The organism is Klebsiella sp. CN_Kp066, assembly GCF_040065135.1.
Lineage (GTDB): Bacteria > Pseudomonadota > Gammaproteobacteria > Enterobacterales > Enterobacteriaceae > Klebsiella > Klebsiella oxytoca.
Genome location: NZ_JBEAIU010000026.1, coordinates 136,738 through 162,961, shown reverse-complemented (window position 1 = coordinate 162,961; position 26,224 = coordinate 136,738). Strand labels below are relative to the sequence as shown.

Here is a 26,224-nt window from a genome sequence, read left to right as displayed (position 1 = left end):
AAGCCGCTGGGGGGAGGGTAATGATAGCGGCTTAGCCGGAGAGTTACATCATCCTTAATACAACCTGAGTATTGAGGAGGCTCAGGCCATCAGACTGTGGATAGCAAGGTTAATCGCGCCGCCGCCGACAATCAGCCAGACAAAGAGCATCAGCGCCATCAGCAGCGGTTTAGCGCCGGCTTTTTTCAGCGCGCTGACGTGGGTGGTCAGGCCGAGGGCAGCCATCGCCATCGCCAGCAGCACGGTATCCAGGGTCACCAGCATATCAACTACCGCTTTCGGCAGCAGGTGGAAGGAGTTAAATACCGCCACCAGAATAAACAGGATCGCAAACCACGGAATGGTGATTTTGCTTTTCTCGCCGCCGTTTGCCGGGGCTAATTGCTTCACGCGAGCGGCAAGGAACAGCAGGAACGGAGCCAGCATCATCACGCGCAGCATTTTTGCAATCACCGCCGCGTTTTCCGCATCCGGACTTACGGCGTGGCCGGCGGCGACAACCTGGGCAACCTCATGCATCGTCGAACCCATATAGATGCCGTAGGCCTCCGGCGTAAACCAGTGCGCCAGGAAAGGATAAACTGCCGGGTACAGGAAGATAGCAATGGTACCGAAAATCACCACCGTGGCCACGGCGACCGTCACTTTGCTGGCTTCCGCTTTGACGACCGGTTCCGTCGCCAGGACCGCTGCCGCGCCGCAAATGCTGCTACCGGCGCCAATCAGCCAACTGGTATGTTTATCGAGGCCGAAAACCTTTTGCCCAAGAAAACAGGCGATAAAAAAGGTGCTGGAAAGCGTCAGCACATCAATCACGATACCGCTGACGCCAACGTCGGCAATCTGAGCGAACGTCAGGCGAAAGCCGTATAGAATGATGCCGAGGCGCAGTAGGTGCTGTTTGGCAAAGAGTACGCCGCCGTCGCAGGGCTGCCAGATTTTCGGGTAAACCGTGTTACCGATGACCATGCCGAACAAAATGGCCAACGTAAGGGCGCTGAAGCCCGCGCCAGCGATTGCCGGAAAACTACCGGCCCACAGCGCTGCGCCGGTGAGCAGGGCGGTCAGCGCCAGTCCAGGTGCAAAGTGCCGCAATGGGCGATGTTTAGTCGGTAAAGTGAGTGCTGTCATAACCTTCTCCTTTGTCTGGGAAAAGCATACGACGCGCTGGTTTAAATATAAAATTGATTATATATTTATAATTAATCGTAATAAGTGGTAAACGAGCGGTTTCGCGGTGTGAGCACGATGTGTATAAGCCTTAGCCGCGGATGCCGGGTCGTCTATAAAGGCAGGAAAAATCATGCATATCACGCTACGGCAGCTGGAAGTTTTTGCTGAAGTTCTGAAAAGCGGGTCGACGACCCAGGCCTCGCAAATGCTGGCGCTGTCGCAGTCGGCGGTCAGCGCCGCGCTGACAGATCTTGAAGGGCAGTTGGGAGTGCAGCTGTTTGACCGCGTCGGGAAAAGGCTGGTGGTCAACGAACACGGCAGGCTGCTCTATCCGCGGGCGCTGGCGCTGCTGGAGCGGGCGCTGGAGATAGAGCAGCTGTTTCGCGGCGACAACGGCGCGATTCGCGTCTACGCCAGCAGCACCATCGGCAACTATATCTTGCCGGAGATCATTGCGCGCTATCGACGCGACCTGCCGGATTTACCGCTGGAGCTGAGCGTGGGCAATAGCCAGGACGTGATCAACGCGGTGGCCGATCTGCGGGTGGATATCGGGTTGATTGAAGGTCCCTGCCACGCGGCGGATATTATCGCCGAACCCTGGCTGGAAGATGAACTGGTGGTCTTTGCCGCGCCGGATTCACCGCTGCTGGAAGGGGAGGTGACGCTGCAACGGCTGGCGGAGGCGCCGTGGATTCTACGCGAGCACGGCTCCGGGACCCGGGAAATTGTCGACTATTTATTATTATCGCATCTACCGGCATTTCATCTTGGAATGGAACTGGGTAATTCGGAAGCCATCAAGCACGCGGTGCGCCATGGTCTGGGCATTAGCTGCCTGTCGCGACGCGTGGTTGCGGAGCAGCTTGAAGTGGGATCGCTGGTGGCGCTGAAGATTCCACTGCCGCGCTTAACCCGCACCCTGTGGCGTATTCATCACCGCCAGAAGCATATTTCCAAGGCATTACAGCGTTTCCTGAGCTATTGCGAGATCGCAACCTGATACGCGAGGTTTTGCACCGGCGCCAGCCCGTGTTGAACGCAAATATCCGCTGTTTTCGCGTAATACCATGTTCCCCATGGATAAGGTTCCCAGCAGCGAATATAGCGGTCAGGGCTAAAAAGGGTGAAATGTAAAACCAGAATCAGCGTATTTGCGGTGAGCAGCAATAGCGGCGTCAGGTAAAGGCAAGACCTGACGATGGGGGTTGCAAAAGGTAGCGGCGCAGCCTGGGGGAAAAAGAGTTTTTTATTTCCCTCTATGCTCAATATCAGCAGCGCAGGCCCCAGGCAGACAAAGTTTGCTTTTAAAATATTCTGCGAACAGAAATCCGGCGCCCGTGGCAGCCTGAGTAGCGTGAAATAGTCGCCTGCCAGGTAAAGAGAGCACAAAGCAAGCAGAGGGCAAATCAGCGAAACGCCGACCCAGACCGGCCAGTCATGCGGCGGCGGTTGCACTTTGCGCATCAATTGCTCCCTCGCTCATCCGGCGATGGCCTGATAATGGTGTAGCCAAAATGCTGGCACCAGCGGCTATTCCTGACGTACATATACGTTGTCCCATGGCCGCCTTTGCTGATACACACGCCAAATTGTGGGCTTTTATAGTGCTCAATAGTGACGTATTGCAGGACATAAAGGCTGACAGACCACACCGGCCCCATCGCAATAAAGAACAAAAACAGGAGCGTGGCGTAGCGCTCGCCAGGCGTACCGTTGGCGGTGCAGGCGGCAATCAGCGCCATCAGCAGTGCCAGACCGAGAAAGAGGATGCCGGAGAAGAGCGAGTCGGCGCTGTCGACAATATAATCCGGACGGAAGTACCACTCTTCAATAATCTTGATGCTTTGATAGAAGCCAATGATAAAAAGAATGAAGCAAAAGCAAGCTGCGTAGACTCCCTCAGCGAGCGACATGGTGCGGCGTTTGCGCTTGTTCTTGCGTTTCATCGTCGGTTCCTTCCGTGGAATTTCGCGGAAGTTTGCCCGATATCCCTCTGGTTTGTGCATTTATTTGTGCTAATGGCGGATTTGTTCTTTACTAATAATCGGCAGTCGATCATGAAGCTCTCTTATAACTTTGCATTTGTATCGGATGGATCACAGACTCTCTGCTACAATCTCGCCTCGTTTTTTGGATGGATAGCATTTTCACATGGTTTCGGATACTAAAACCACAGAAGCGCCCGGTTTACGTCGTGAACTGAAGGCGCGCCACTTGACCATGATCGCTATTGGCGGTTCCATAGGTACAGGTCTTTTTGTTGCCTCTGGCGCAACGATTTCTCAGGCAGGCCCAGGCGGGGCGCTGCTCTCCTATATTCTCATCGGCCTGATGGTTTATTTCCTGATGACCAGCCTCGGCGAGCTGGCGGCGTTTATGCCGGTCTCCGGCTCTTTTGCTACCTATGGGCAAAATTACGTCGAGGAAGGTTTTGGCTTCGCGCTGGGCTGGAACTACTGGTACAACTGGGCGGTGACCATCGCCGTTGACCTCGTTGCCGCTCAGCTGGTGATGACCTACTGGTTCCCGGACGCGCCCGGCTGGATCTGGAGCGCGCTGTTCCTCGGGATCATGTTCCTGCTGAACTGGATTTCGGTAAAAGGCTTTGGCGAGGCGGAATACTGGTTTTCGCTGATCAAAGTCGCCACCGTCATTATCTTCATTATTGTCGGCGTGATGATGATCTTCGGCATCTTCAAAGGCGCACAGCCTGCGGGCTGGAGCAACTGGGTTGTCGACGATGCGCCGTTCGCGGGCGGCTTTGCGGCGATGATTGGCGTGGCGATGATTGTCGGCTTCTCATTTCAGGGAACCGAGCTTATCGGCATCGCGGCCGGCGAATCGGAAAACCCGGAGAAGAACATCCCGCGCGCGGTGCGTCAGGTGTTCTGGCGTATCCTGCTGTTCTATGTGTTCGCCATCCTGATCATCAGTCTGATTATTCCTTATACCGACCCGAGCCTGCTGCGTAACGACGTGAAAGATATTTCCGTCAGTCCGTTTACGCTGGTATTCCAGCACGCAGGGCTGTTGTCGGCGGCGGCGATTATGAACGCGGTTATTCTGACTGCGGTATTGTCGGCGGGTAACTCCGGGATGTACGCGTCCACCCGCATGCTCTATACCCTGGCCTGCGATGGCAAAGCGCCGCGTATTTTCTCTAAGCTGTCAAAAGGCGGCGTGCCGCGTAATGCGCTGTATGCCACCACGGTGATTGCTGCGCTGTGCTTCCTGAGCTCAATGTTCGGTAACCAGACCGTTTACCTGTGGCTGCTGAACACCTCGGGGATGACTGGCTTTATTGCCTGGCTGGGGATTGCCATCAGCCACTATCGCTTCCGTCGCGGCTACGTTATGCAGGGGAACGATCTGAATAACCTGCCGTACCGTTCAGGCTTCTTCCCGCTGGGGCCGATCTTCGCGTTCGTCCTGTGTCTGATCATTACCCTGGGGCAGAACTACGAAGCGTTCCTCAAAGACACCATCGACTGGGGCGGCGTTGCGGCAACCTATATCGGCATTCCGCTGTTCCTGGTGATCTGGTTTGGCTACAAGCTGGCAAAAGGAACGCGCTTTGTGCGCTACAGTGAAATGAAGTTCCCGGATCGCTTCAAAGGCTAAGGTTAGCTTGCTCGGTCAGATAAAACCCTCTCAACCAGAGGGTTTTTTTATGTCTCCAGTTCTTACAAATTGATACAGATCTCCATAATTGTATTGATAATTGTAATCATTATCTTTATCATTTTCGCCAAATTCAGGATGAAGCCAATCCCCGTATCTTGCAGACACTCAAACTGACAAGGGGCGACCAGCCACATCTACTGTAAAAAATTGCGCGCACGCCGCCGTTAGAGCGGTATGCCGACAGTACCTGTGAGCAGCACCTTTTTTGTTTGTTTTGTTGTACACCTCATGGAGATATGGAATGTTCAGGCTAAACCCTTTTGTCCGGGCCGGATTATGTGCGTCCGTCGTATCCTTAGCGTTTCCGGCGCTGGCCGACGTTAATGAAGAGACGCTGGTCGTCACCGCTGCGGCAACTGAACAGAGCGTCAAAGATGCGCCCGCCAGTATTAGCGTTATCACCCAACAGGATCTGCAGCGTAGACCGGTACAAAACCTGAAGGATGTACTGCGGGAAGTGCCGGGCGTGCAGCTCACCAACGAAGGGGATAACCGCAAGGGGGTGAGTATTCGCGGCCTCAGCAGCGGCTATACGCTGATCCTCGTTGATGGCAAACGCGTTAACTCGCGCAACGCCGTTTTCCGCCACAATGATTTTGACCTTAACTGGATCCCGGTTGATGCCATTGAGCGTATCGAAGTCGTGCGCGGGCCGATGTCTTCCCTCTATGGTTCCGACGCCCTCGGCGGCGTAGTGAATATCATCACTAAAAAAGTCGGCCAGCAGTGGACCGGCACCCTCAGCGCGGACACCACCATTCAGGAACACCGCGATCGCGGCGATACGTACAATGGTCAGTTCTTTACCAGCGGCCCGCTGATTGACGGTGTGCTCGGAATGAAGGCCTACGGCAGCCTGGCAAAGCGCGCCAAGGACGATCAGCAGGCTTCCAGCAACGCAGCTGGCGAAACGCCGCGTATTGAAGGCTTCACCAGCCGCGACGGCAATGTCGAATTCGCCTGGACGCCCAATGACAATCAGGACATTACCGCAGGCTACGGTTTTGATCGCCAGGATCGTGATTCCGACTCTCTCGACCGCAACCGCCTTGAACGGCAGAACTACTCCCTGAGCCACAACGGTCGCTGGGATGTCGGCAATAGCGAGCTGAAATTCTACGGCGAGAAAGTGGATAATAAAAATCCCGGACAGGCCGGCACCATCACTTCTGAGAGTAACGCGGTGGATGGCAAATACGTTCTGCCGCTGGGAATGATTAACCAGCTGCTAACCTTCGGCGGCGAATGGCGCCACGATAAGTTGAAGGATCCGGTCAACCTGAGCAGCGGCGGTAAATCCACTTCCGCCAGCCAGTATGCGCTGTTCCTGGAAGATGAATGGCGGATAATCGAACCTCTGGCCTTAACCACCGGCATCCGTATGGACGATCACCAGACCTATGGCGATCACTGGAGCCCGCGTGCTTATCTGGTCTATAACGCTACCGATACCGTGACCGTGAAGGGCGGCTGGGCGACGGCATTTAAAGCGCCATCGCTGCTGCAGCTGAACCCGGACTGGACCACCAACTCCTGCCGCGGTTCGTGCAGCATTATCGGTAACCCGGATCTGAAGCCGGAAACCAGCGAAAGCTTCGAGCTGGGTTTGTACTATCGCGGCGAAGAGGGCTGGCTTGAAGGCGTGGAAGGAAGCGTCACCACCTTCCAGAACAACGTTGACGATATGATCGATATTCTGCGTACCTCCAGCGCCAGCGAAGCGCCGGGCTATCCGAACTTTGTCGGCTGGAAAACGGTGAACGGGAAACGCGTGCCGGTCTTCCGCTACTTCAACGTCAATAAGGCGCGAATCAAAGGGGTAGAAACGGAATTGAAAGTACCGTTTGGCGATGAATGGAAGCTGACGGTGAACTACACCTATAACGATGGTCGCGACCTGAGTAACGGCGGCGATAAACCGCTGCAGACGCTGCCGTTCCATACGGCTAACGGCACACTCGACTGGAAACCGCTGGACGACTGGTCCTTCTACGTCACCGCCAACTATACCGGCGAACAGCGTTCGGTCAGCACGACGGGCAAAACGCCCGGCGGCTACACCATGTTTGATATCGGCGCGGCCTGGAACGTCACCAAAAACGTCAAGCTGCGCTCCGGGGTGCTTAACGTCGGCGATAAGGATCTGAGCCGCGACGACTACAGCTATACAGAAGAAGGTCGCCGCTACTTTATGGCCGTCGATTACCGCTTCTAACCGGGCGATAAAAGAGGGCTGGCAGATTTCCCTGCCAGCCCTCGTTAAAGGCGCTCAGGTGGCTACTTACCGGGGCGAATAATGGCACGAATACTGCCGCAATTATTTCTAATATACCCTAAATAATTCGAGTTGCAGGAAGGCGGCGACGCAGGGAGTCCCCAGGAGCTTACTTAAGTAAGTGACTGGGGTGAGCGAGGAAAGCCAACGCACATGCAACTTGAAGTATGACGGGTATACACACGATGAGCAGACACCAGATCGGGACGTTGGGCGTTACCTTCATGGTTTGTTCTCCTTGCCTTTCGGCGGGTAAGAGACTAACCTGATGTTGTCTAAGCATGCAGATAGCCTCGTGGGTGATTACATTACCTTCGGGGCTTTCTTCTTTCTGCCTCAGCACAACGGTAAAACTCAATCCTGCCCTGAGGCGAAAGCCTCAAGCGCCGCCAAAAATCATACCCCCGACGACGGAAAATACACTATCTCTCTGTATTTATTAGTTTTTATGACTATTGGATGCTGAGGCATTTTGCGTGTCAATGCGCCGGGAAGGGGCTTCACGACGCATTGAAGGATCAGGAGAAGAGGTGCCGGGCATGGAAACGCAGGTGGTCCTCAATAAATGAGGCGATAAAGTAGTAGCTGTGATCGTACCCGGGCTGAATACGTAGCGTTAACGGCCAGCTTTTCTGACGCGCGGTTTCCGCCAGCACCGCCGGCTGCAGCTGTTCGGCGAGGAATGCATCGTTATCGCCCTGGTCAATCAGGGTTGGGATCGCATCTGACTCGCTGCTGGCCTGCATTAACGCGCAGCTGTCCCAGGCCTGCCAGTCTGCTTCATTCGCTCCCAGATAGGCGGTAAAGGCTTTTTTGCCCCAGGGAACCTGGGTCGGGTTAACGATAGGCGCAAAGGCGGATACGCTGACGAAGCGGCCCGGATTTTTCAGCGCCATCACCAGCGCACCGTGGCCGCCCATGGAATGCCCGCTGATGGCGCAGCGATCGCTGAGCGTAAACTCGCGGGCAATCAGCTGCGGCAGCTCGTCGCGAAGGTAATCGTACATGCGGAAATGTGCTGACCACGGCGCCTGGGTGGCATTGAGATAAAAGCCCGCGCCTTTGCCCAGATCGTAAGCGCTATCGTCGGCAACGTTATCACCGCGCGGACTGGTGTCCGGCATCACCAGCGCAATGCCGAGCTCGGCGGCGATGCGCTGAGCGCCCGCTTTGGTGGTGAAGTTTTCATCGTTGCAGGTCAGGCCGGAGAGCCAGTAGACAACCGGCGGCGGCGCGTCTGCGGTCTCGGGGGGGAGAAAGATGCTGAAGGTCATTGCGCAGTTCAGCGTGGCGGAGTCGTGCCGCCAGCGTTGCTGCCGACCTTCAAAACAGCGGTGCTCTTCGAGCAGTTCCATGCAGGGCTCCTTAAGTGTCTCAGGCGTAATTTTCCATAATACAGATATTTCATGCGCTGGTGAGTAACTTTCACTTCCTCCTTTTCGGAACGTATTGCATCATTAATGCAACTTTTAACCAACATGCTGACGTTGTCGTAGCGCCGGAATCGCGCTATCGGCGGCGATTGAGTTGGTTGCGGCAAGGTGAGCAGGGCGTTGCGTGACGCATCGTAGTGCGCTGGTCTGGCAGCGTGGAACGAAAGGTGACGCCAATTTCAACAATTATCGATGCGGCTACTGGATTCTGTGCGTCACCTCACGCACAATGAATACAAACTTTGCCCTCAGAAGAGCAAAGAGCGCCACACCTGCAGGAGAATAAAAATGTCATCACTGAGTAAAGAAGCCATACTCGTTCATGAAGCGCTGGTCGCTCGTGGGCTGGAGACGCCGCTGCGTCCGCCAGTGCAAGAAATTGATAATGAAACTCGCAAGCGTCTGATCGCCGGACACATGACCGAGATTATGCAGCTGTTAAACCTTGATCTAAGTGATGACAGCCTGATGGAGACTCCGCATCGCATCGCCAAAATGTACGTCGATGAGATTTTCTCCGGCCTGGACTACGCCCGGTTCCCTAAAATCACCGTCATCGAAAACAAGATGCAGGTTGATGAAATGGTCACCGTGCGTGATATCACCCTGACCAGCACCTGCGAACACCACTTTGTTACGATTGATGGTAAAGCGACGGTGGCCTATATCCCGAAAGATTCGGTGATTGGTCTGTCTAAAATCAACCGTATCGTGCAGTTCTTCTCCCAGCGCCCGCAGGTGCAGGAGCGACTGACGCAGCAGATCCTTACCGCGCTGCAGACCCTGCTGGGAACCAGCAACGTCGCGGTTTCCATCGATGCGGTTCACTACTGCGTAAAAGCGCGCGGTATTCGCGATGCAACCAGCGCCACCACCACCACATCGCTGGGCGGCCTGTTTAAATCCAGCCAGAATACTCGCCAGGAGTTCCTGCGCGCCGTACGTCACCACAACTAAAACGGAGCAGGGTACATGGAGAGAAATGTCACGCTGGACTTCGTCCGTGGCGTCGCCATCCTCGGTATCCTGCTACTGAATATCAGCGCCTTCGGTTTACCGAAGGCCGCCTACCTTAACCCGGCGTGGTCCGGGAGCATCTCCGATAGCGACGCCTGGACCTGGGCGATTCTCGATCTGCTGGCGCAGGTCAAATTCCTGACTCTGTTCGCCCTGTTGTTTGGCGCCGGGCTTCAGCTTTTGCTGCCGCGCGGCAAGCGCTGGATCCAGTCGCGCCTGACGCTACTGGCGCTGCTGGGCTTTATCCACGGTCTCTTTTTCTGGGACGGCGATATTTTGCTGGCCTATGCGCTGGTAGGTCTGGTGGGCTGGCGGATGATACGCGACGCTCACGATGTTAAATCGCTATTTAATACCGGCGTGGTGCTGTATGTCATCGGCGTGGCGGTACTGCTATTGCTGGGATTAATCTCCGGCAATTCGCCTAATCGTTCGTGGGTGCCGGACGCGGCGAATTTACAGTACGAACAGTACTGGAAGCTGAAAGGCGGCTTTGAAGCGGTGAGTAATCGTGCGGATATGCTGTCGGATAACCTGCTGGCGCTGGGCGCGCAATACGGCTGGCAGCTGGCCGGGATGATGCTGATGGGGGCCGCGCTGATGCGCAGCGGCTGGCTGAAAGGGCAGTTCAGTCTTCGCCACTACCGGCGCACCGGCGCGCTGCTCATCGCTGGCGGCATGGCGGTTAATTTACCCTCTATTTTCGCCCAGTGGCATCTCGGTTGGGATCCTCGCTGGTGCGCATTTCTGCTACAGGCGCCGCGCGAGCTGGGCGCGCCGCTGCAGACTATCGGCTACGCGGCGCTGGCCTGGGGCTTCTGGCCGCAGCTGGCGAAATTTCGTCTGGTGGGGGCCATTGCCTGCGTCGGGCGCACGGCGTTGAGCAACTATCTGCTGCAAACCCTGATTTGCACCACTCTGTTTTACCGCTTCGGCCTGTTTATGAAGTACGACCGCCTACAGCTGCTGTCCTTCGTACCGGCCGTGTGGGCGATTAATCTTCTCTTTTCGTGGCTTTGGCTACGTCATTTTCGTCAGGGTCCCGTTGAGTGGCTATGGCGTCAATTAACCCTGCGTGCGTCAGGGACATCATTAAAAGATACATCCAGATAACGATCTGGATCACAATCATTAACAAAATGGATGTAACCGTTTCCATCCCTGTGACTTCACTCACGTAGCGTGCGGCGCGTCGCTGCCAGAATAGCCACCTTGCTGAACACAGGAGGTGAGTGTGACGTACTGCAATTCCCTAAAGGTCGGTGAGCATGATCACCATTCGTGATGTCGCCCGTCAGGCGGGGGTTTCCGTGGCTACGGTTTCGCGCGTGCTGAATAACAGCGCGCTGGTGAGCCCGGATACGCGAGAAGCGGTAATGAAGGCGGTAACGCTGCTGGGCTATCGGCCCAACGCCAACGCGCAGGCGCTGGCGACCCAGGTCAGCGATACCATCGGCGTGGTCGTGATGGACGTGTCGGACGCCTTTTTTGGCGCGCTGGTCAAAGCGGTAGATACCGTCGCCCAGCAGCATCAAAAATATGTGCTTATCGGCAATAGCTATCATGAAGCGGAAAAAGAGCGTAACGCCATTGAAGTACTGATTCGCCAGCGCTGTTCGGCGCTGATCGTTCACTCCAAAGCGTTGAGCGATGCGGAGCTGGGGGATTTTATGGAGCACATGCCGGGAATGGTGCTGATTAACCGCATCGTGCCGGGATACGCCCACCGCTGCGTCGGGCTGGATAACGTCAGCGGCGCGCTGATGGCGACCCGCATGCTGCTCAATCATGGCCACCAGCGCATCGGCTACCTCTCTTCTAATCACGGTATTGAAGATGATGATTTACGTCGGGAAGGGTGGAGCAGGGCGTTACATGAGCAGGGCATTATCGCTCCCGACGGCTGGATAGGCTCAGGTTCGCCGGATATGCAGGGCGGGGAGGCGGCGATGGTAGAGCTGCTGGGGCGTAACCTCGGCCTGACCGCGATCTTTGCCTATAACGACAGCATGGCGGCCGGGGCGCTAACGACGCTTAAAGATAACGGTATTGCCGTGCCGCAGCACCTTTCACTGATTGGTTTTGATGATATTCCCATTTCGCGCTACACCGACCCGCAGTTGACCACGGTGCGCTACCCGATCATGTCGATGGCAAAACTGGCGACAGAGCTGGCGCTGCAGGGGGCTGCTGGGAAGCTGGATCGCGAAGCCAGCCACTGCTTTATGCCGACGCTGGTGCGTCGACATTCGGTAGCGCAGAGGCAAATTGTGGGGCCGATCACTAACTAATTATCTGGCTGATGTAACCGCTTTCAATATGTGAGTGATTTCACAGTTTGTTAACATTAAGCTGACTATGATTGCTGCGTTTACAAGTCTGAACATACTATGTCACGGTGATTAATCACTTTTACAACAGTAATCGGCGGTTAAACGATTAATTAAGCCGTTTTTCAGGAGCGTTACCCTACACGGAAGACAGAATTACAGTCGTGAATGTCGCTGTGCGGTAACATCAATGTAACACTCGCCAGCCGTTTTCACTCCAAAGACCCTGCATAATAAAACCGGAGATTCCATGAATAAGAAGGTGTTAACCCTGTCTGCTGTAATGGCTAGCATGTTATTCGGCGCCGCCGCTCACGCCGCAGATACGCGTATCGGCGTGACGATTTATAAATACGACGACAACTTTATGTCGGTAGTGCGTAAGGCAATCGAAAAAGACGGTAAATCAGCGCCGGATGTTCAGCTGCTGATGAATGACTCGCAGAACGACCAGTCCAAACAGAACGATCAGATTGACGTCCTGCTGGCAAAAGGGGTGAAGGCGCTGGCGATTAACCTGGTTGACCCCGCAGCGGCGGGTACGGTAATCGATAAAGCCCGTGGCCAGAATGTGCCGGTGGTATTCTTTAACAAAGAACCTTCCCGCAAGGCGCTGGATAGCTACGATAAAGCATACTACGTCGGGACTGATTCTAAAGAGTCCGGCGTAATTCAGGGCGATCTGATTGCCAAGCACTGGAAAGCGAACCCGAACTGGGACCTGAATAAAGATGGCCAGATTCAGTTTGTCCTGCTGAAAGGCGAGCCGGGCCATCCGGATGCCGAGGCGCGCACCACCTACGTGATTAAAGAGCTGAATGATAAAGGGCTGAAAACCCAGCAGCTGGCGTTAGATACCGCCATGTGGGATACCGCGCAGGCGAAGGATAAGATGGATGCCTGGCTCTCCGGCCCGAACGCGAACAAAATTGAAGTCGTTATCGCCAATAACGACGCGATGGCCATGGGCGCGGTAGAAGCGCTGAAAGCGCACAATAAGAGCAGCATCCCGGTATTCGGCGTCGATGCTCTGCCTGAAGCCTTAGCGCTGGTGAAATCCGGCGCCATGGCGGGAACCGTACTGAACGATGCTAACAACCAGGCGAAAGCGACCTTCGATCTGGCGAAAAATCTCGCCGATGGTAAAGAACCGGCTGCCGGTACTAACTGGAAAATTGATAATAAGATTGTCCGCGTACCGTACGTGGGCGTTGATAAAGATAATCTGAGCGAGTTTATCGGTAAGTAACAGCTTAATAAGCCGCGGGCGTACGCGCTGTACGCCCGATTATTCCTGATACCGAATCCGTCCCGGCCCGTCGTTAATTCGACGGCTGGGGTATGCATGCACGCAGCCAGGTATAACTATGGTCAGCAATAATAGCGAACGGTCAGGCGAATATTTGTTGGAAATGACCAACATCAACAAATCGTTTCCTGGCGTCAAGGCTCTCGATAATGTGAACCTCAAGGTTCGTCCCCACTCTATTCATGCATTAATGGGGGAGAACGGTGCGGGCAAATCAACATTATTAAAATGCCTTTTTGGGATCTATCAAAAAGATTCCGGCAGTATTCTTTTTCAGGGACAAGAGATCGATTTCCATTCGGCAAAAGAGGCCCTGGAAAACGGTATTTCAATGGTTCATCAGGAATTAAACCTGGTATTGCAACGTTCGGTGATGGACAACATGTGGCTGGGGCGTTATCCCACCAAAGGTATGTTTGTCGATCAGGACAAAATGTATGGTGATACCAAAGCGATTTTTGACGAGCTGGATATTGATATCGACCCACGCGCTCGCGTCGGGACGCTATCGGTATCGCAAATGCAGATGATTGAAATTGCGAAGGCATTTTCCTATAACGCCAAAATTGTGATTATGGATGAGCCGACGTCTTCGTTAACCGAAAAAGAGGTCAATCATCTGTTTACCATTATCCGCAAGCTGAAAGAGCGCGGCTGCGGCATTGTCTACATTTCCCACAAAATGGAAGAGATCTTCCAGCTATGCGATGAAATTACCGTTCTGCGCGACGGCCAGTGGATCGCCACCCAGCCGCTGGAAGGGCTGGATATGGATAAGATTATCGCGATGATGGTGGGCCGTTCCCTCACTCAGCGCTTCCCGACCCGGGAAAATAAGCCGGGCGAGATAATTCTTGAGGTGCGTAATTTAACCTCGCTGCGTCAGCCGTCAATCCGCGATGTCTCGTTCGACCTGCACAAAGGCGAAATCCTCGGTATCGCCGGGCTGGTAGGGGCGAAACGTACCGATATCGTCGAGACGTTATTTGGTATTCGCGAGAAGTCCGGCGGGACAATCAAGCTGCACGGTAAGAAGATTAATAACCATAACGCCAATGAAGCCATCAACCATGGTTTTGCGCTGGTGACCGAAGAGCGTCGCTCGACGGGGATTTATGCGTATCTGGATATCGGTTTTAACTCGCTGATCTCCAATATTAAGAAGTACAAAAATAAGGTCGGCTTGCTGGATAATTCACGCATGAAAAGCGATACCCAATGGGTCATCGATTCAATGCGCGTGAAAACACCGGGGCAGCATACGCAAATTGGTTCGTTATCCGGTGGTAACCAGCAAAAAGTGATTATTGGTCGCTGGCTATTAACTCAGCCGGAAATTCTGATGCTCGATGAACCGACGCGCGGCATTGACGTTGGCGCCAAGTTCGAAATTTATCAGCTGATCGCCGAACTGGCCAAAAAAGATAAAGGCATCATTATTATCTCCTCCGAGATGCCGGAGCTGCTGGGTATTACCGACCGTATTCTGGTGATGAGCAATGGTCTTGTTGCCGGAATTGTTGAGACTAAAACTACCACGCAAAACGAAATTCTCCGTCTTGCGTCGTTGCACCTTTAAGATCAGGGGCTTCTCATGAGTGCGTTAAATAAAAAGAGTTTTCTCACCTGGTTGAAAGAGGGTGGGATTTACGTCGTTCTTTTAGTATTGCTGGCCATCATTATTTTCCAGGACCCGACTTTCTTAAGTTTGCTGAATTTAAGTAATATTCTGACCCAGTCCTCGGTGCGTATTATCATCGCGCTCGGGGTTGCCGGGCTTATCGTCACTCAGGGGACCGACCTTTCGGCCGGGCGTCAGGTCGGCCTGGCGGCGGTTATCGCCGCCACGATGCTACAGGCGGTGGACAACGCCAACAAAGTGTTCCCGGAAATGGCCACGATGCCGATTCCGCTGGTTATCCTGCTGGTTTGTGCGATCGGCGCGGTGATTGGGCTTATCAACGGTATTATTATTGCCTACCTGAACGTGACGCCATTTATCACCACCCTCGGTACGATGATCATCGTTTACGGTATTAACTCGCTGTATTACGACTTCGTTGGCGCGTCGCCGATTTCCGGCTTTGATAGTCACTTTTCGCAATTTGCCCAAGGGTTCGTAGCGCTGGGCTCGTTCCGTCTGTCGTATATCACTTTCTACGCGCTGATTGCCGTTTTCTTCGTGTGGATCCTGTGGAACAAGACCCGCTTTGGTAAAAACATCTTTGCTATCGGCGGCAACCCGGAAGCAGCGAAGGTCTCCGGGGTGAACGTCGCGCTGAACCTGCTGATGATTTACGCGCTCTCCGGCGTGTTCTACGCGTTCGGCGGGCTGCTGGAGGCGGGGCGCATCGGGTCGGCGACCAACAACCTCGGCTTTATGTATGAACTGGATGCGATTGCCGCGTGCGTGGTCGGCGGAGTCTCGTTCAGCGGCGGCGTCGGCACCGTGTTCGGCGTGGTGACCGGGGTGATTATCTTCACCGTCATTAACTACGGTCTGACCTATATCGGCGTCAACCCGTACTGGCAGTACATTATCAAAGGGGCCATTATTATTTTCGCCGTGGCGCTGGATTCACTGAAGTACGCGCGTAAGAAATAAGATTAGTGAATGAAGGCAGGCGTCAGTTCAGGCGTCTGCCTTTTGCTTTTTCGGAATGATAATTTGCCGCCTTCCTGCAACCTGAATCAGGTAGGGTATATATCCTCAGTATCCCGATATTCACTCGCGTAATCAGAAAAGTATTCCCGCTCGGTAAGACGCCAGTTTTCACGTTCGCTTATGGCGGCTTCACTTCTCTTTTTTCTGCAGATCCATCAGCTGCTGCGGCGTGACCGCCGGGTAGGACTGGGCGCCGTCCGGGACTTCCTGCAGCGCGGGGATCGGGATGAGCGGACCCAGGAATCGCGGTTCGCGTTTAAAAATATAGAGATCGGCCAGCGCGCCGAAACGAGCACCAAACTCGCGCAGGCGCACGCTCCACATATCCTTCGGCGACGGCACCGCGTAGCACTGCGCCTGAATACCCATATGCAGGGCAATAAACAGCGCCCGCTCGCAGTGGAAGCGTTGGGTAATGATAATAAAATCATTCGTGTCGAAGACTTTACGGGTGCGAACAATCGAATCAAGGGTACGGAAACCCGCATAGTCCAGCACGATATCCGCCGGATCGACGCCAGCTTTAATTAAATCGCGGCGCATGGTCATCGGTTCGTTATAGCTCTGCAGCGCGTTATCGCCGCTGAGCAGCAGATAGTTCACCTTACCGCTGTTGTAGGCGTTCAGCGCGCCCTGAATTCGGTAGCGATAATATTGGTTGATGACGCCGGTACGATAGTACTTAGCGGTGCCGAGTACCACGCCGACCTGACGATAGGGCAGGTCCTGTAGCTCATCGTAGATATAAGGAGAGGTCTTCCAGCTCATCCAGCGGTCAAGCCCCAGCACGGTTAACAGCAGCAAGCCGAACAGGACTAACAGGCTGTATAACGCACGCTTTAACATGAACCGGGCTCAATAGTGGACGAGGGAAGCTTCAGGCTACTTTACCCGCCGGGCAAGCGCAAGAAACCGTCGTTTAATTGCGGGGATTTTCAACAATGCGGGCCGTTTGGCCCGCAGAATGTGACTAACCTAACAGGACGCGATCGATGTTATGACAGCCCAGCGCCTTCAGCGTCGCGGCGGTTGCGTCCCACTGGATGAGCGCCGCGTCGGCCTTCTCGGCAAGAACAGCGCGCTGGATATCCGGGTAATCGTAACCATTGAGGCTCAGCAGATTCAGCGCGCCCTGCAGCGGCGGTAGCGTCGGGTTATAGGCGGCGTTTTCTGCATAGCTACCGGTGAAAATAGTCCCGTCTTTCAGCTCCAGCGCGACGCCGGAGGGCGAATGGCTGTACGGCATATGGCAGCGGTTGGCTGCCTGAATCGCCGCCTGGGCCAGCGCATCGCCGCTGAGCGGGAAGCCGTGGTTCTGTTCATCCATCAGCAGGGTTTTGATATTCAGATCTTTCGGGCCGAAAGCGTCCGGTAAATAGTGCTGCAGCGAATGGGCTTCGCGGCCCGGAAGATGGATGCGCAGCGCTAGTCCGCTGTTCAGTTCGTTCATAAACTGACGACAGTGGCCGCAGGGGGTGTAGTTCACGGTAATCGCCAGCAGGGATTTTTCGCCGCGCAGCCAGGCATGGCTGATGGCGCTTTGCTCAGCGTGCACGGTCTGCTGCATGGTGGCGCCGAGGAATTCCATATTGCCGCCGAAGTACCAGGTACCGCTGATGCCGCGGGCAATGGCGCCGACGTTAAAGTGGGAGAGGTCGGTACGCGCACAGGCCGCCGCCAGCGGCAGCAGAGCAAAGGCCAGCGCGTCTTCGTCCAGCCCCGTCGCGCTTTGCAGCGCAGCGACCTGATCTGCATTGAGCAGGGCCGGAAAATGCGGGTCGGCCAGCATCGGGGCGATGGCCGCTTGCAGGTCCGCCGCCAGTTGGGGAAGAACAGCTTGAAAACGTGGGTGCATGGCGTTGCCTCATAACAATGTAATGGGAATCTAGTGTACGGGTGCTTATAGCTGACATATGTGATTAACATCTCATTGTTAATGTAATTCTATCTCGTTGCATTTTAAATTGTGATTCAAATCACAACTATCCGGCTATTGCCAGGATCAGCGGAAACAAAAACGGGGCAACCAGCGAGGTAATAATCCCGCAAAGTACCAGCGCCAGCGAACTGAACGCGCCCTCCTGATAGTCGAGTTCAGCGCAACGGGCGGTACCCAGTGCGTGTGAGGCGGTACCCATCGATAAGCCGCGCGAAGCTTTGGTACGAATGCGCATCACATTCAACAGCGTATGGCCGAAGACCGCGCCGAGAATGCCGACAAAAATAACGCATACCGCGCTGATCGCCGGAATGCCGCCAATGCTGCTGCTCACCGCCATCGCAATCGGGGTCGTGACCGATTTCGGCAAAATAGAGGCGGCAATCTGCGGCGTTGCGCCCATCAGTAAGGCAACGGTGGTACCGGTGACCATCGCCACCACGCTGCCGATAAAGCAGATAGTGATGATTGATTTCCAGCGAGCGCGGATTTGGTGTAGCTGCTCATATAAAGGAAAGGCCAGCGCAACCACCGCCGGCTGCAGCAGATCGTTAAGAATTTTGCTGCCCTGAAAATAGCGCTCGTAGGAGATGCCAGTGATCAACAAAAAGGGGATCAGCACCACCATGGCCACCAGTAACGGATTAAGCAGCGGAAACTTGAATCGCGCCGCCAGCATGCGGGCGAGGAAAAAGACGATAAGGGTTAGCGGCAGCGACCACCAGATTTCATGGATCATTTTTCACTTCCTTTTTGACCAACCACTTTGCGCTCGCCGTGAACCAGGTGTGAGCTCCAGCTGACTACTAAAAAAACCACCAGCGTGCTTATCGCGCAGGAAACCACTACCGGGCCAAACTGCGCGCGGAGTAAATCCCAATACTGCATAACGCCCACGCCGATAGGCACAAATAGCAGCGCCATATAGCGAATCAGGATATTGCAGCCGGGGTTAACCCACTGCGGCGGCAGGATCTGCAGCGCCAGGAGAAAGAACAAAATCAGCATGCCAATAATACTGCCGGGAATGGCGATCGGCAGGAGTGAAGAGAGAAAAATGCCCGCATACAAGCAGGCGTAGATCAGCACGAAAGCGCGCACATACTGCCAGACAATAATCAGTGATTTACTCATGGTAATAACCCTTGATGAACCGCATTCATCATACAATTAAAGCCAAAAATGTGCTACCGATCACATCATGAATTCTACGCATACCTGCAATAGAGACGGGGAACAGCAAAACGGACGGCTATCAGTGTGTCGATTGCAGCGACAGACAGTGCAGAAATCGGCTCAACGCCAGCGACGGCGCTTCACTTTTTCGCCAGAAAACCCCAACGCTACCTTTTTGTTCAATGCGCGGCAAATTAAGAATCGCCAGCTGGTGCTGGGCCGCATAGCGCTGCGCCAGGCGCAGTGAGAGTATCGACACCATATCGCTACTCTGTAACAGGTTGCTGGTGACGTTCATCGAGGCGGACTCAATGGTGTTCTCCGGCAGCATGACGCCGTTATCCACCAGCGCGTTGTCGATGCTCAGGCGAATCGGTGTGCCGGTGGGCCAGACAATCCAGCGCCACGGAGAGAGGTCAGCCCAGCTTAACTGCGATTTTTGCGCCAGAGGATGATCGGGGCGGGCGACAAAGCAGACCGGCTCGGTGTAGAGCACCCGGTAGCTCAGCGGCAGCTCCAGCGCCCGCCCGCCGACTCGCCCGACCACGACATCAATCACCCCGGCGAGCAGATCGTTAAGCAGCGGCGTCATGACTTTCTCTTCGATATTAAGATGCAGGGTCGGCATCTCTTTAAGCAGTTCGAGGATCGCCTGCGAAACGCAGTCGGTGGCCACCGGTGAACAGCCGATCATCAGACTCCCCACCTGTCCGCCCTGTTTGAAACGCTCGATTTCATACTGCGAACGCGACATATCGTTAATCAGCCGCTGGGCGTGTTGAAGCAGCAGCTTTCCGCCTTCTGTCGGGCGCAGGCCTTTGCTGTGACGTTCAAACAGGGGCATGCCGACTTCATCTTCAAACTGGCTCAGCCATTTGGAGAGCGCCGGCTGAGTAATATTCATCATTTTAGCCACTTGTGTGAGGTTGCCTTGTTCCCCCAGCGCGACCAGCATCTGTAAATGGTGCAGCTTCAGTTTCTGCGTCCAGCCTGCCATCAGCGATAACCTCCAGGTTATGTCTATGCCCGAAATACCATTGTACATTTCATTGCTTGGGTTACAAACTCGCAACATAAAAGAAATAAATACAACATCTTCCCCTACCTGCACTGAGGCATAACGATGACTCAACGACTCGAACTACAGAAACTGCTTAATGCCGCGCCGGTCGGCGCCCGGCAGTGGCGCGTGATTATCTGCTGTTTCCTGGTGGTCATGCTCGACGGTTTCGATACTGCGGCAATTGGTTTTATCGCCCCGGATATTCGTCACCACTGGCAATTAACCGCAGGCGATCTCGCGCCGTTATTTGGCGCAGGATTGCTGGGCTTAACCGCCGGGGCGCTGCTCTGCGGTCCGCTCTCCGACCGCTTTGGCCGTAAACGGGTCATCGAGTTCTGCGTCGCGCTATTCGGCCTGTTTAGCCTGCTTTCCGCGTTTTCCCCTGACCTGGAGACGCTGGTGATCCTGCGCTTCCTGACGGGGCTGGGATTGGGCGGCGCGATGCCTAACACCATTACGATGACTTCGGAATATCTGCCTGCCCGGCGGCGCGGGGCGCTGGTGACCCTGATGTTCTGTGGATTCACCCTTGGCTCGGCGTTCGGCGGCGTGGTCAGCGCGCAGCTGGTGCCGCTGATTGGCTGGCCCGGTATCCTGGTGCTGGGGGGCGTGCTACCGCTGATGCTGGCAGCGGCGCTAATCCCGCTGCTTCCCGAATCTCCGCGCTGGCAGATCCGTCGTCAGCTGCCACAAGCGATGATTGCCAAAACCGTTGGCGCGATAACCGGCGAACGCTATACCGATACCCATTTCTGGCTTGATGAGCCTGCCGCCGGCGCGAAAGGCAGCATCCGCCAGCTATTTGCCGGGCGTCAGCTGCCCATCACCTTGATGTTGTGGGTCGTGTTCTTTATGAGCCTGCTGATTATCTATCTCCTCTCCAGCTGGATGCCGACGCTGCTTAACCATCGTGGAATTGATTTACAGCATGCTTCCTGGGTGACCGCGGCCTTCCAGATTGGCGGGACCTTTGGCGCACTGCTGCTCGGTGTGCTGATGGACCGTTTCAACCCTTTCCGGGTGCTGGCGCTGAGTTACGCCCTGGGGTCGGTCTGTATCGTCATGATTGGCCTGAGCGAGAACGGTCTGTGGCTGATGGCGCTGGCGATTTTCGGCACCGGTATCGGCATCAGCGGCTCGCAGGTAGGGCTAAATGCTCTGACCGCGACGCTGTATCCCACCCAAAGCCGCGCGACCGGCGTGAGCTGGTCAAACGCGATTGGCCGCTGCGGAGCCATTGTTGGTTCGCTCTCCGGCGGCGTGATGATGGCGATGAATTTCTCTTTTGACACCCTGTTTTTTGTTATCGCAGTACCGGCTGTGGTTAGCGCCGTGATGCTTGTCCTGCTGACGCTTGCCGTTCGCAACCCAACATCTGTACCTGCCGCGCTGCCTTCTGCGGGCATCGTGAATAAATAAGGAGAATGCTCATGTCCCAATCTTCCATGGAAATCAACAACGATCGTCAGAACTACTATCAGCATATTTCCGGGCAAAACCTGACGCCGCTTTGGGAATCGCTGCATCATCTGGTCCCGAAAACGCCGAACCCTACCTGTGCGCCGGCTTACTGGAACTATCAGGAGATTCGTCCGCTGCTGCTGAAAAGCGGCGAGCTGATTGGCGCGAAAGAGGCGATACGCCGCGTACTGGTGCTGGAGAACCCGGCGCTGCGCGGACAGTCATCGATTACTTCATCGCTGTATGCCGGTTTACAGCTGATCATGCCCGGCGAAGTGGCGCCGAGCCACCGTCATAACCAGTCGGCGCTGCGCTTTGTGGTTGAAGGTGAAGGGGCATTTACCGCCGTCGATGGCGAACGCACGCAAATGCGGGCCGGTGACTTTATTCTGACGCCGCAGTGGCGCTGGCACGACCACGGCAACCAGGGCAATGAGCCGGTTGTCTGGGTGGATGGCCTCGATCTGCCGCTGGTGAACTATCTGGGCTGCGGTTTCGCGGAAGACTATCCGGAGGATCAGCAGCCGGTGACCCGCAAAGAGGGGGATTATCTGCCGCGCTACGCCGCCAATATGCTGCCGCTGCGCCATCAGGTCGGTAACTCTTCACCCATCTTTAACTATCGCTACGACCGCAGCCGCGAAGCGCTGCACGATCTGACGCGTATGGGGGATGCCGACGAGTGGGACGGCTATAAGATGCGTTACGTCAACCCGGTCACCGGTGGCTACCCGATGCCATCGATGGGCGCCTTTCTCCAGCTGCTGCCGAAAGGGTTTACCTCGCGAGCGGCAAAAACCACCGATAGCACCATCTATCACGTGGTAGAGGGCAGCGGCCAGGTGACTATCGGCGAGCAGACATTTTCTTTCCAGGCAAAGGATATCTTCGTGGTGCCCACCTGGCACGCCGTCTCTTTTATCTCCGCCGAAGATACCGTGTTATTCAGCTTTTCGGACCGTCCCGTGCAGGAAGCGCTCGGCCTGTTCCGCGAAGCGCGTTATTAAAAAATACGAATAAGGACTCCATCATGACTCAATACGTTTTTGCTCCCCAGGCCCCAATTAGCGTTCCGGTTGTCGGCAGCGATGAGCAGTTTCCGGTACGCCGCGTTTACTGCGTGGGCCGCAACTACGCCGCTCACGCGCGTGAAATGGGCTTTGATCCGGATCGCGAACCACCGTTTTTCTTCTGCAAGCCTGCCGATGCGGTGGTGCCCGTCGCTGCGGGAGAGACGCTGAGCCTGCCGTATCCCGCGCAAACCGACAACTATCACTATGAAATTGAGCTGGTGGTGGCGATTGGCAAACGGGGAAGCGATATCCCGCTGGAGCGGGCCCATGAGTATATCTGGGGCTATGCCACCGGTCTGGATATGACCCGCCGCGATCGCCAGATGGAGATGCGCCAGATGGGCCGTCCCTGGGAAATCGGCAAAGCCTTCGATCTCTCCGCGCCGATAGCGCCGCTGCACAAAGCGGATACGGTTGACGTCAACGAGGCGGGAATTTGGCTGCAGGTGAATGGGGAAGATCATCAGCGCAGCGATATTCGCCACCTGATCTGGTCGGTTAATGAAACTATCAGCTATCTTTCCGGCTTCTTTGAGCTGCAGCCCGGTGACCTGATTTTTACCGGGACTCCAGAAGGCGTTGGCGCGGTGGTGAAAGGCGATGTTATCACCGGCAACGTAGATGGACTGACGCCAATCGCCGTGCGCGTGGTGTGAGGTGAATGATGAAGCTGTACAGTTTTTTTAATAGCTCTGCCTCTTACCGCGTGCGCATCGCGCTGGCGCTGAAAGGCATCGACTACCAGAGCGTGGGCGTCAATATCCGCATCGGCCAGCAGAATGCGCTGGAGTACCGGCGGCTGAACCCGGTCGGCCTGGTGCCGACGTTCATTACCGACGAAGGTGAATCTCTCGGCCAGTCGCTGGCGATAGCGGACTGGCTGGATCGGCACTATCCGCAGCCGCTGCTGCTGCCTGAGGAAGACAGCGCGCGCATGCGGGTGCTGGAGATCGTATACGCCATCGCCTGCGATATTCATCCCATTAATAACATGCGCGTTTTACGCTACCTTGGCGACGAGCTTAAGGTGAGTGAAGAGGAGAAAAAACGCTGGTATGCGCACTGGATCCAGCAGGGGTTCAGCGCTGTTGAACAGCTATTGCGCCACGCGAAATCCGGCGATTTTTGCGTGGGCGATGCCCCCACCCTGGCGGACTGCTGTCTGGTGCCGCAGTGGGCCAACGCGCTGAGGATGGGCTGCGATCTCAGCCACTATCCGCGCTGCCAGGCGGTTTATGACGCCTGTACCCGGCTGCCGGCGTTTATCGCCGCCGCGCCGGAAAACCAACAAGATAAGATCCCGGCTTAGGAGGCAACATGGCAAAAGTGATGCGAGCAATCATTGTCGGCGGCGGTATTGGCGGGGCAGCCACGGCGCTTTCGCTGGCGCGCCAGGGTATCAAGGTGATGCTGCTGGAAAAGGCGCATGAAATCGGCGAAATTGGCGCCGGGATCCAGCTTGGCCCAAACGCGTTCTCGGCGCTGGACAGCCTCGGCGTCGGCGAAGTCGCCCGCCAGCGGGCGGTCTTTACCGACCATATCACCATGATGGATGCGGTAAACGGCGAAGAGGTCGTGCACATTGAGACAGGACAGGCGTTCCGCGACCATTTTGGCGGGCCGTATGCGGTGATCCACCGGGTGGATATCCACGCCACCGTCTGGGAGGCGGCGCTGACCCATCCGGCCGTCGAGTATCGTACTTCGACGCAGGTAGTGGATATCCGCCAGACCGCCGATGACGTGACGGTGTTTGATGATAAAGGCAATAGCTGGACGGCGGATATTCTGATCGGCTGCGACGGCGGTAAATCGGTGGTGCGCCAAAGCCTGCTGGGCGATTCGCCGCGGGTAACCGGCCACGTGGTCTATCGCGCGGTCGTCGATGCCGCCGATATGCCGGACGATTTACGCATCAATGCGCCGGTACTGTGGGCGGGTCCGCACTGCCACCTGGTGCATTATCCGCTGCGCGGCGGTAAGCAGTACAACCTGGTGGTGACCTTCCATAGTCGGCAGCAGGAAGAGTGGGGCGTGCGCGACGGCAGTAAAGAAGAGGTGCTCTCCTACTTTAAAGGTATCCACCCGCGTCCCCGGCAGATGCTCGATAAACCGACCTCCTGGCGCCGCTGGTCCACCGCCGATCGCGAGCCGGTAGAAAAATGGGGCAACGATCGTATTACGCTGGTCGGCGATGCCGCGCATCCGGTGGCGCAGTATATGGCGCAGGGGGCCTGTATGGCGCTGGAAGATGCGGTGACCCTGGGTAAAGCGCTGGCCCAGTGCGACGGCGACGCCGCCCGCGCTTTCGCGCTGTATGAATCGGTGCGTATTCCGCGTACCGCGCGAATCGTCTGGTCGACGCGTGAAATGGGGCGGGTCTATCACGCTGCCGGGGTTGAGCGCCAGGTGCGCAATCTGCTGTGGAAAGGCAAAACCCAGAGCGAGTTTTATCGCGGCATTGAGTGGCTGTACGGCTGGAAAGAGGATAACTGCCTGCAACCACGTTAAGCGGCCGTGCATTTCCCGGCCCGCAGACAGAGGCGACCTTGTCGCCCGGCTAAGCGCAGCGCAAGCCGGGAAGCAGCAGCGCCGCCGGTAAAACCGATATTCACCCCTTTCAACCCGCATCCAGAGGCGCTACCATAGCGCCTCTTTTTTTTCGGGCAATGATAAACAATATGCGTGTACTACTGGCGCCGATGGAAGGCGTGCTCGATTCGCTGGTGCGCGAGCTGCTGACCGAAGTCAATGATTACGATCTCTGCATCACCGAGTTCTTGCGCGTGGTGGATCAGCTCCTGCCGGTAAAATCGTTCTACAAACTGTGCCCGGAACTGCATAACAACAGCCTGACGCCCTCCGGCACCCGCGTGCGCGTGCAGCTGCTCGGGCAGTATCCGCAGTGGCTGGCGGAAAACGCCGCTCGCGCGGTCGAACTCGGTTCCTGGGGGGTTGACCTGAACTGCGGCTGCCCGTCAAAGCTGGTGAACGGCAGCGGCGGCGGGGCAACGCTGCTCAAAGATCCCGAGCTTATCTATCGCGGCGCGAAAGCGATGCGCGAGGCGGTTCCCGACGAACTACCGGTCACGGTAAAAGTTCGGCTTGGCTGGGACAGCGGCGAACGGCGATTTGAAATAGCCGATGCGGTCCAGCAGGCGGGGGCCAGCGAGCTGGTGGTTCACGGCCGCACCAAAGAGGATGGCTATAAAGCGGAGCGCATTGACTGGCAGGCTATTGGCGAAATCCGTCAGCGCCTGACTATCCCGGTGGTGGCCAACGGTGAAATCTGGGACTGGCAAAGCGCTCAGGATTGCCTGGCCGCGACCGGCTGCGACTCGGTAATGATTGGCCGCGGCGCGCTGAACGTGCCGAACTTAAGCCGGGTAATAAAATATAACGAACCGCGTATGCCCTGGCCCCAGGTCGTCGGGCTGCTGCAAAAATATACCCGTCTGGAAAAGCAGGGCGATACCGGCCTTTATCACGTCGCGCGTATCAAACAGTGGTTGAGCTATTTGCGTAAAGAATACATCGAAGCTTCTGATCTGTTCAGCGCGGTGCGCACTCTACAGGATTCAACCAGTATTGCGCGCACGATTAACGACTGGCGTAGCTAAACT

24 protein-coding genes are annotated in these 26,224 nt (G+C 55.8%); 15 read left to right on the top strand and 9 right to left on the bottom strand.

Features of this window, described 5'->3' with window-relative positions; genetic code table 11:
* Positions 1-81 precede the first annotated feature (81 nt).
* Positions 82-1,131, bottom strand: a complete 1,050-nt coding sequence (locus ABLV75_RS08205; RefSeq protein WP_004103912.1) for a YeiH family protein — start codon at positions 1,129-1,131, stop codon at positions 82-84.
* A gap of 172 nt (positions 1,132-1,303) precedes the next feature.
* Here ABLV75_RS08205 and yieE point away from each other — a divergent pair, with 172 nt between their 5' ends.
* On the top strand, positions 1,304-2,176 hold the full coding sequence (gene yieE / locus ABLV75_RS08200; protein WP_004103910.1) for a DNA-binding transcriptional regulator YeiE: 873 nt from the start codon (positions 1,304-1,306) through the stop codon (positions 2,174-2,176).
* Here the strand turns inward: yieE and ABLV75_RS08195 are convergent.
* Together ABLV75_RS08195 and ABLV75_RS08190 are read right to left on the bottom strand one after the other, a co-directional pair.
* Positions 2,155-2,640, bottom strand: coding sequence for a hypothetical protein (locus ABLV75_RS08195; RefSeq protein WP_004103908.1), 486 nt, complete (start codon positions 2,638-2,640; stop codon positions 2,155-2,157). The genes yieE and ABLV75_RS08195 overlap by 22 nt on opposite strands.
* Entirely contained in the window at positions 2,640-3,122 is a 483-nt protein-coding gene (locus ABLV75_RS08190; RefSeq protein ID WP_004103906.1) for a hypothetical protein, read from the bottom strand. The genes ABLV75_RS08195 and ABLV75_RS08190 overlap by 1 nt, the downstream gene beginning before the upstream one ends.
* A 205-nt stretch (positions 3,123-3,327) precedes the next feature.
* On the opposite strand from ABLV75_RS08190, the gene ABLV75_RS08185 reads away from it, so the two are divergent.
* A complete protein-coding gene (locus ABLV75_RS08185) occupies positions 3,328-4,797 on the top strand; it encodes an amino acid permease (RefSeq protein WP_004103903.1) in 1,470 nt (489 codons plus the stop codon).
* A 304-nt stretch (positions 4,798-5,101) separates the two neighbouring features.
* Positions 5,102-7,075, top strand: coding sequence for a catecholate siderophore receptor CirA (gene cirA, locus ABLV75_RS08180; RefSeq protein ID WP_004114107.1), 1,974 nt, complete (start codon positions 5,102-5,104; stop codon positions 7,073-7,075).
* 578 nt (positions 7,076-7,653) lie between these two features.
* On the opposite strand, the gene fghA is transcribed toward cirA, so the two are convergent.
* Positions 7,654-8,490: an S-formylglutathione hydrolase gene (fghA, locus tag ABLV75_RS08175; protein WP_004103897.1), complete on the bottom strand. Its 837-nt coding sequence runs from the start codon at positions 8,488-8,490 to the stop codon at positions 7,654-7,656.
* A gap of 366 nt (positions 8,491-8,856) precedes the next feature.
* Between fghA and folE the strand changes: the two genes are divergently transcribed.
* The 6 genes from folE to mglC all read left to right on the top strand — a co-directional run bounded on the left by folE (position 8,857) and on the right by mglC (position 15,829).
* A complete protein-coding gene (gene folE / locus ABLV75_RS08170) occupies positions 8,857-9,525 on the top strand; it encodes a GTP cyclohydrolase I FolE (protein ID WP_004103895.1) in 669 nt (222 codons plus the stop codon).
* A gap of 15 nt (positions 9,526-9,540) precedes the next feature.
* Positions 9,541-10,698: a DUF418 domain-containing protein YeiB gene (yeiB, locus tag ABLV75_RS08165; protein WP_004103893.1), complete on the top strand. Its 1,158-nt coding sequence runs from the start codon at positions 9,541-9,543 to the stop codon at positions 10,696-10,698.
* A gap of 155 nt (positions 10,699-10,853) precedes the next feature.
* The gene (galS, locus tag ABLV75_RS08160; protein ID WP_004103891.1) at positions 10,854-11,876 is read left to right on the top strand and encodes an HTH-type transcriptional regulator GalS; all 1,023 of its coding nucleotides are present in this window, start codon (positions 10,854-10,856) and stop codon (positions 11,874-11,876) included.
* 289 nt (positions 11,877-12,165) lie between these two features.
* Complete coding sequence (mglB, locus tag ABLV75_RS08155) at positions 12,166-13,164, top strand: galactose/glucose ABC transporter substrate-binding protein MglB (protein ID WP_004103888.1); 999 nt, start codon at positions 12,166-12,168, stop codon at positions 13,162-13,164.
* A 118-nt stretch (positions 13,165-13,282) separates the two neighbouring features.
* Positions 13,283-14,803: a galactose/methyl galactoside ABC transporter ATP-binding protein MglA gene (gene mglA / locus ABLV75_RS08150; protein WP_004103886.1), complete on the top strand. Its 1,521-nt coding sequence runs from the start codon at positions 13,283-13,285 to the stop codon at positions 14,801-14,803.
* 15 nt (positions 14,804-14,818) lie between these two features.
* Complete coding sequence (mglC, locus tag ABLV75_RS08145; protein ID WP_004103885.1) at positions 14,819-15,829, top strand: galactose/methyl galactoside ABC transporter permease MglC; 1,011 nt, start codon at positions 14,819-14,821, stop codon at positions 15,827-15,829.
* Positions 15,830-16,018: 189 nt separating this feature from the next.
* On the opposite strand, the gene sanA is transcribed toward mglC, so the two are convergent.
* The 5 genes from sanA to ABLV75_RS08120 all read right to left on the bottom strand — a co-directional run bounded on the left by sanA (position 16,019) and on the right by ABLV75_RS08120 (position 20,001).
* On the bottom strand, positions 16,019-16,735 hold the full coding sequence (gene sanA, locus ABLV75_RS08140) for an outer membrane permeability protein SanA (RefSeq protein ID WP_004103884.1): 717 nt from the start codon (positions 16,733-16,735) through the stop codon (positions 16,019-16,021).
* Positions 16,736-16,859: 124 nt separating this feature from the next.
* Positions 16,860-17,744: a cytidine deaminase gene (gene cdd / locus ABLV75_RS08135; protein WP_004103882.1), complete on the bottom strand. Its 885-nt coding sequence runs from the start codon at positions 17,742-17,744 to the stop codon at positions 16,860-16,862.
* 127 nt (positions 17,745-17,871) lie between these two features.
* Positions 17,872-18,567, bottom strand: coding sequence for a CidB/LrgB family autolysis modulator (locus tag ABLV75_RS08130; RefSeq protein WP_004103877.1), 696 nt, complete (start codon positions 18,565-18,567; stop codon positions 17,872-17,874).
* Entirely contained in the window at positions 18,564-18,962 is a 399-nt protein-coding gene (locus ABLV75_RS08125; RefSeq protein ID WP_004103875.1) for a CidA/LrgA family protein, read from the bottom strand. Before ABLV75_RS08125 ends, ABLV75_RS08130 begins: the two co-directional genes overlap by 4 nt.
* A 121-nt stretch (positions 18,963-19,083) precedes the next feature.
* Positions 19,084-20,001, bottom strand: a complete 918-nt coding sequence (locus ABLV75_RS08120) for a LysR substrate-binding domain-containing protein (RefSeq protein ID WP_004103873.1) — start codon at positions 19,999-20,001, stop codon at positions 19,084-19,086.
* Positions 20,002-20,127: 126 nt separating this feature from the next.
* Between ABLV75_RS08120 and ABLV75_RS08115 the strand changes: the two genes are divergently transcribed.
* From ABLV75_RS08115 to dusC, 6 genes are all read left to right on the top strand, one after another.
* Positions 20,128-21,486, top strand: coding sequence for an aromatic acid/H+ symport family MFS transporter (locus ABLV75_RS08115; RefSeq protein ID WP_004103871.1), 1,359 nt, complete (start codon positions 20,128-20,130; stop codon positions 21,484-21,486).
* A gap of 11 nt (positions 21,487-21,497) precedes the next feature.
* Positions 21,498-22,535 (top strand): gentisate 1,2-dioxygenase, encoded by a 1,038-nt coding sequence (gene gtdA / locus ABLV75_RS08110; protein ID WP_004103869.1) that lies wholly within the window; start codon positions 21,498-21,500, stop codon positions 22,533-22,535.
* 23 nt (positions 22,536-22,558) lie between these two features.
* Positions 22,559-23,257, top strand: a complete 699-nt coding sequence (locus ABLV75_RS08105) for a fumarylacetoacetate hydrolase family protein (protein ID WP_004103867.1) — start codon at positions 22,559-22,561, stop codon at positions 23,255-23,257.
* A gap of 8 nt (positions 23,258-23,265) precedes the next feature.
* Positions 23,266-23,910 (top strand): maleylacetoacetate isomerase, encoded by a 645-nt coding sequence (maiA, locus tag ABLV75_RS08100; protein WP_004103865.1) that lies wholly within the window; start codon positions 23,266-23,268, stop codon positions 23,908-23,910.
* 8 nt (positions 23,911-23,918) lie between these two features.
* Positions 23,919-25,112 carry a 3-hydroxybenzoate 6-monooxygenase gene (locus ABLV75_RS08095; RefSeq protein ID WP_004103863.1) on the top strand — a complete coding sequence of 398 codons (1,194 nt, stop codon included), beginning with the start codon at positions 23,919-23,921 and terminating at the stop codon, positions 25,110-25,112.
* Positions 25,113-25,282: 170 nt separating this feature from the next.
* Positions 25,283-26,221 (top strand): tRNA dihydrouridine(16) synthase DusC, encoded by a 939-nt coding sequence (gene dusC / locus ABLV75_RS08090; RefSeq protein ID WP_004103861.1) that lies wholly within the window; start codon positions 25,283-25,285, stop codon positions 26,219-26,221.
* Positions 26,222-26,224: the final 3 nt, after the last annotated feature.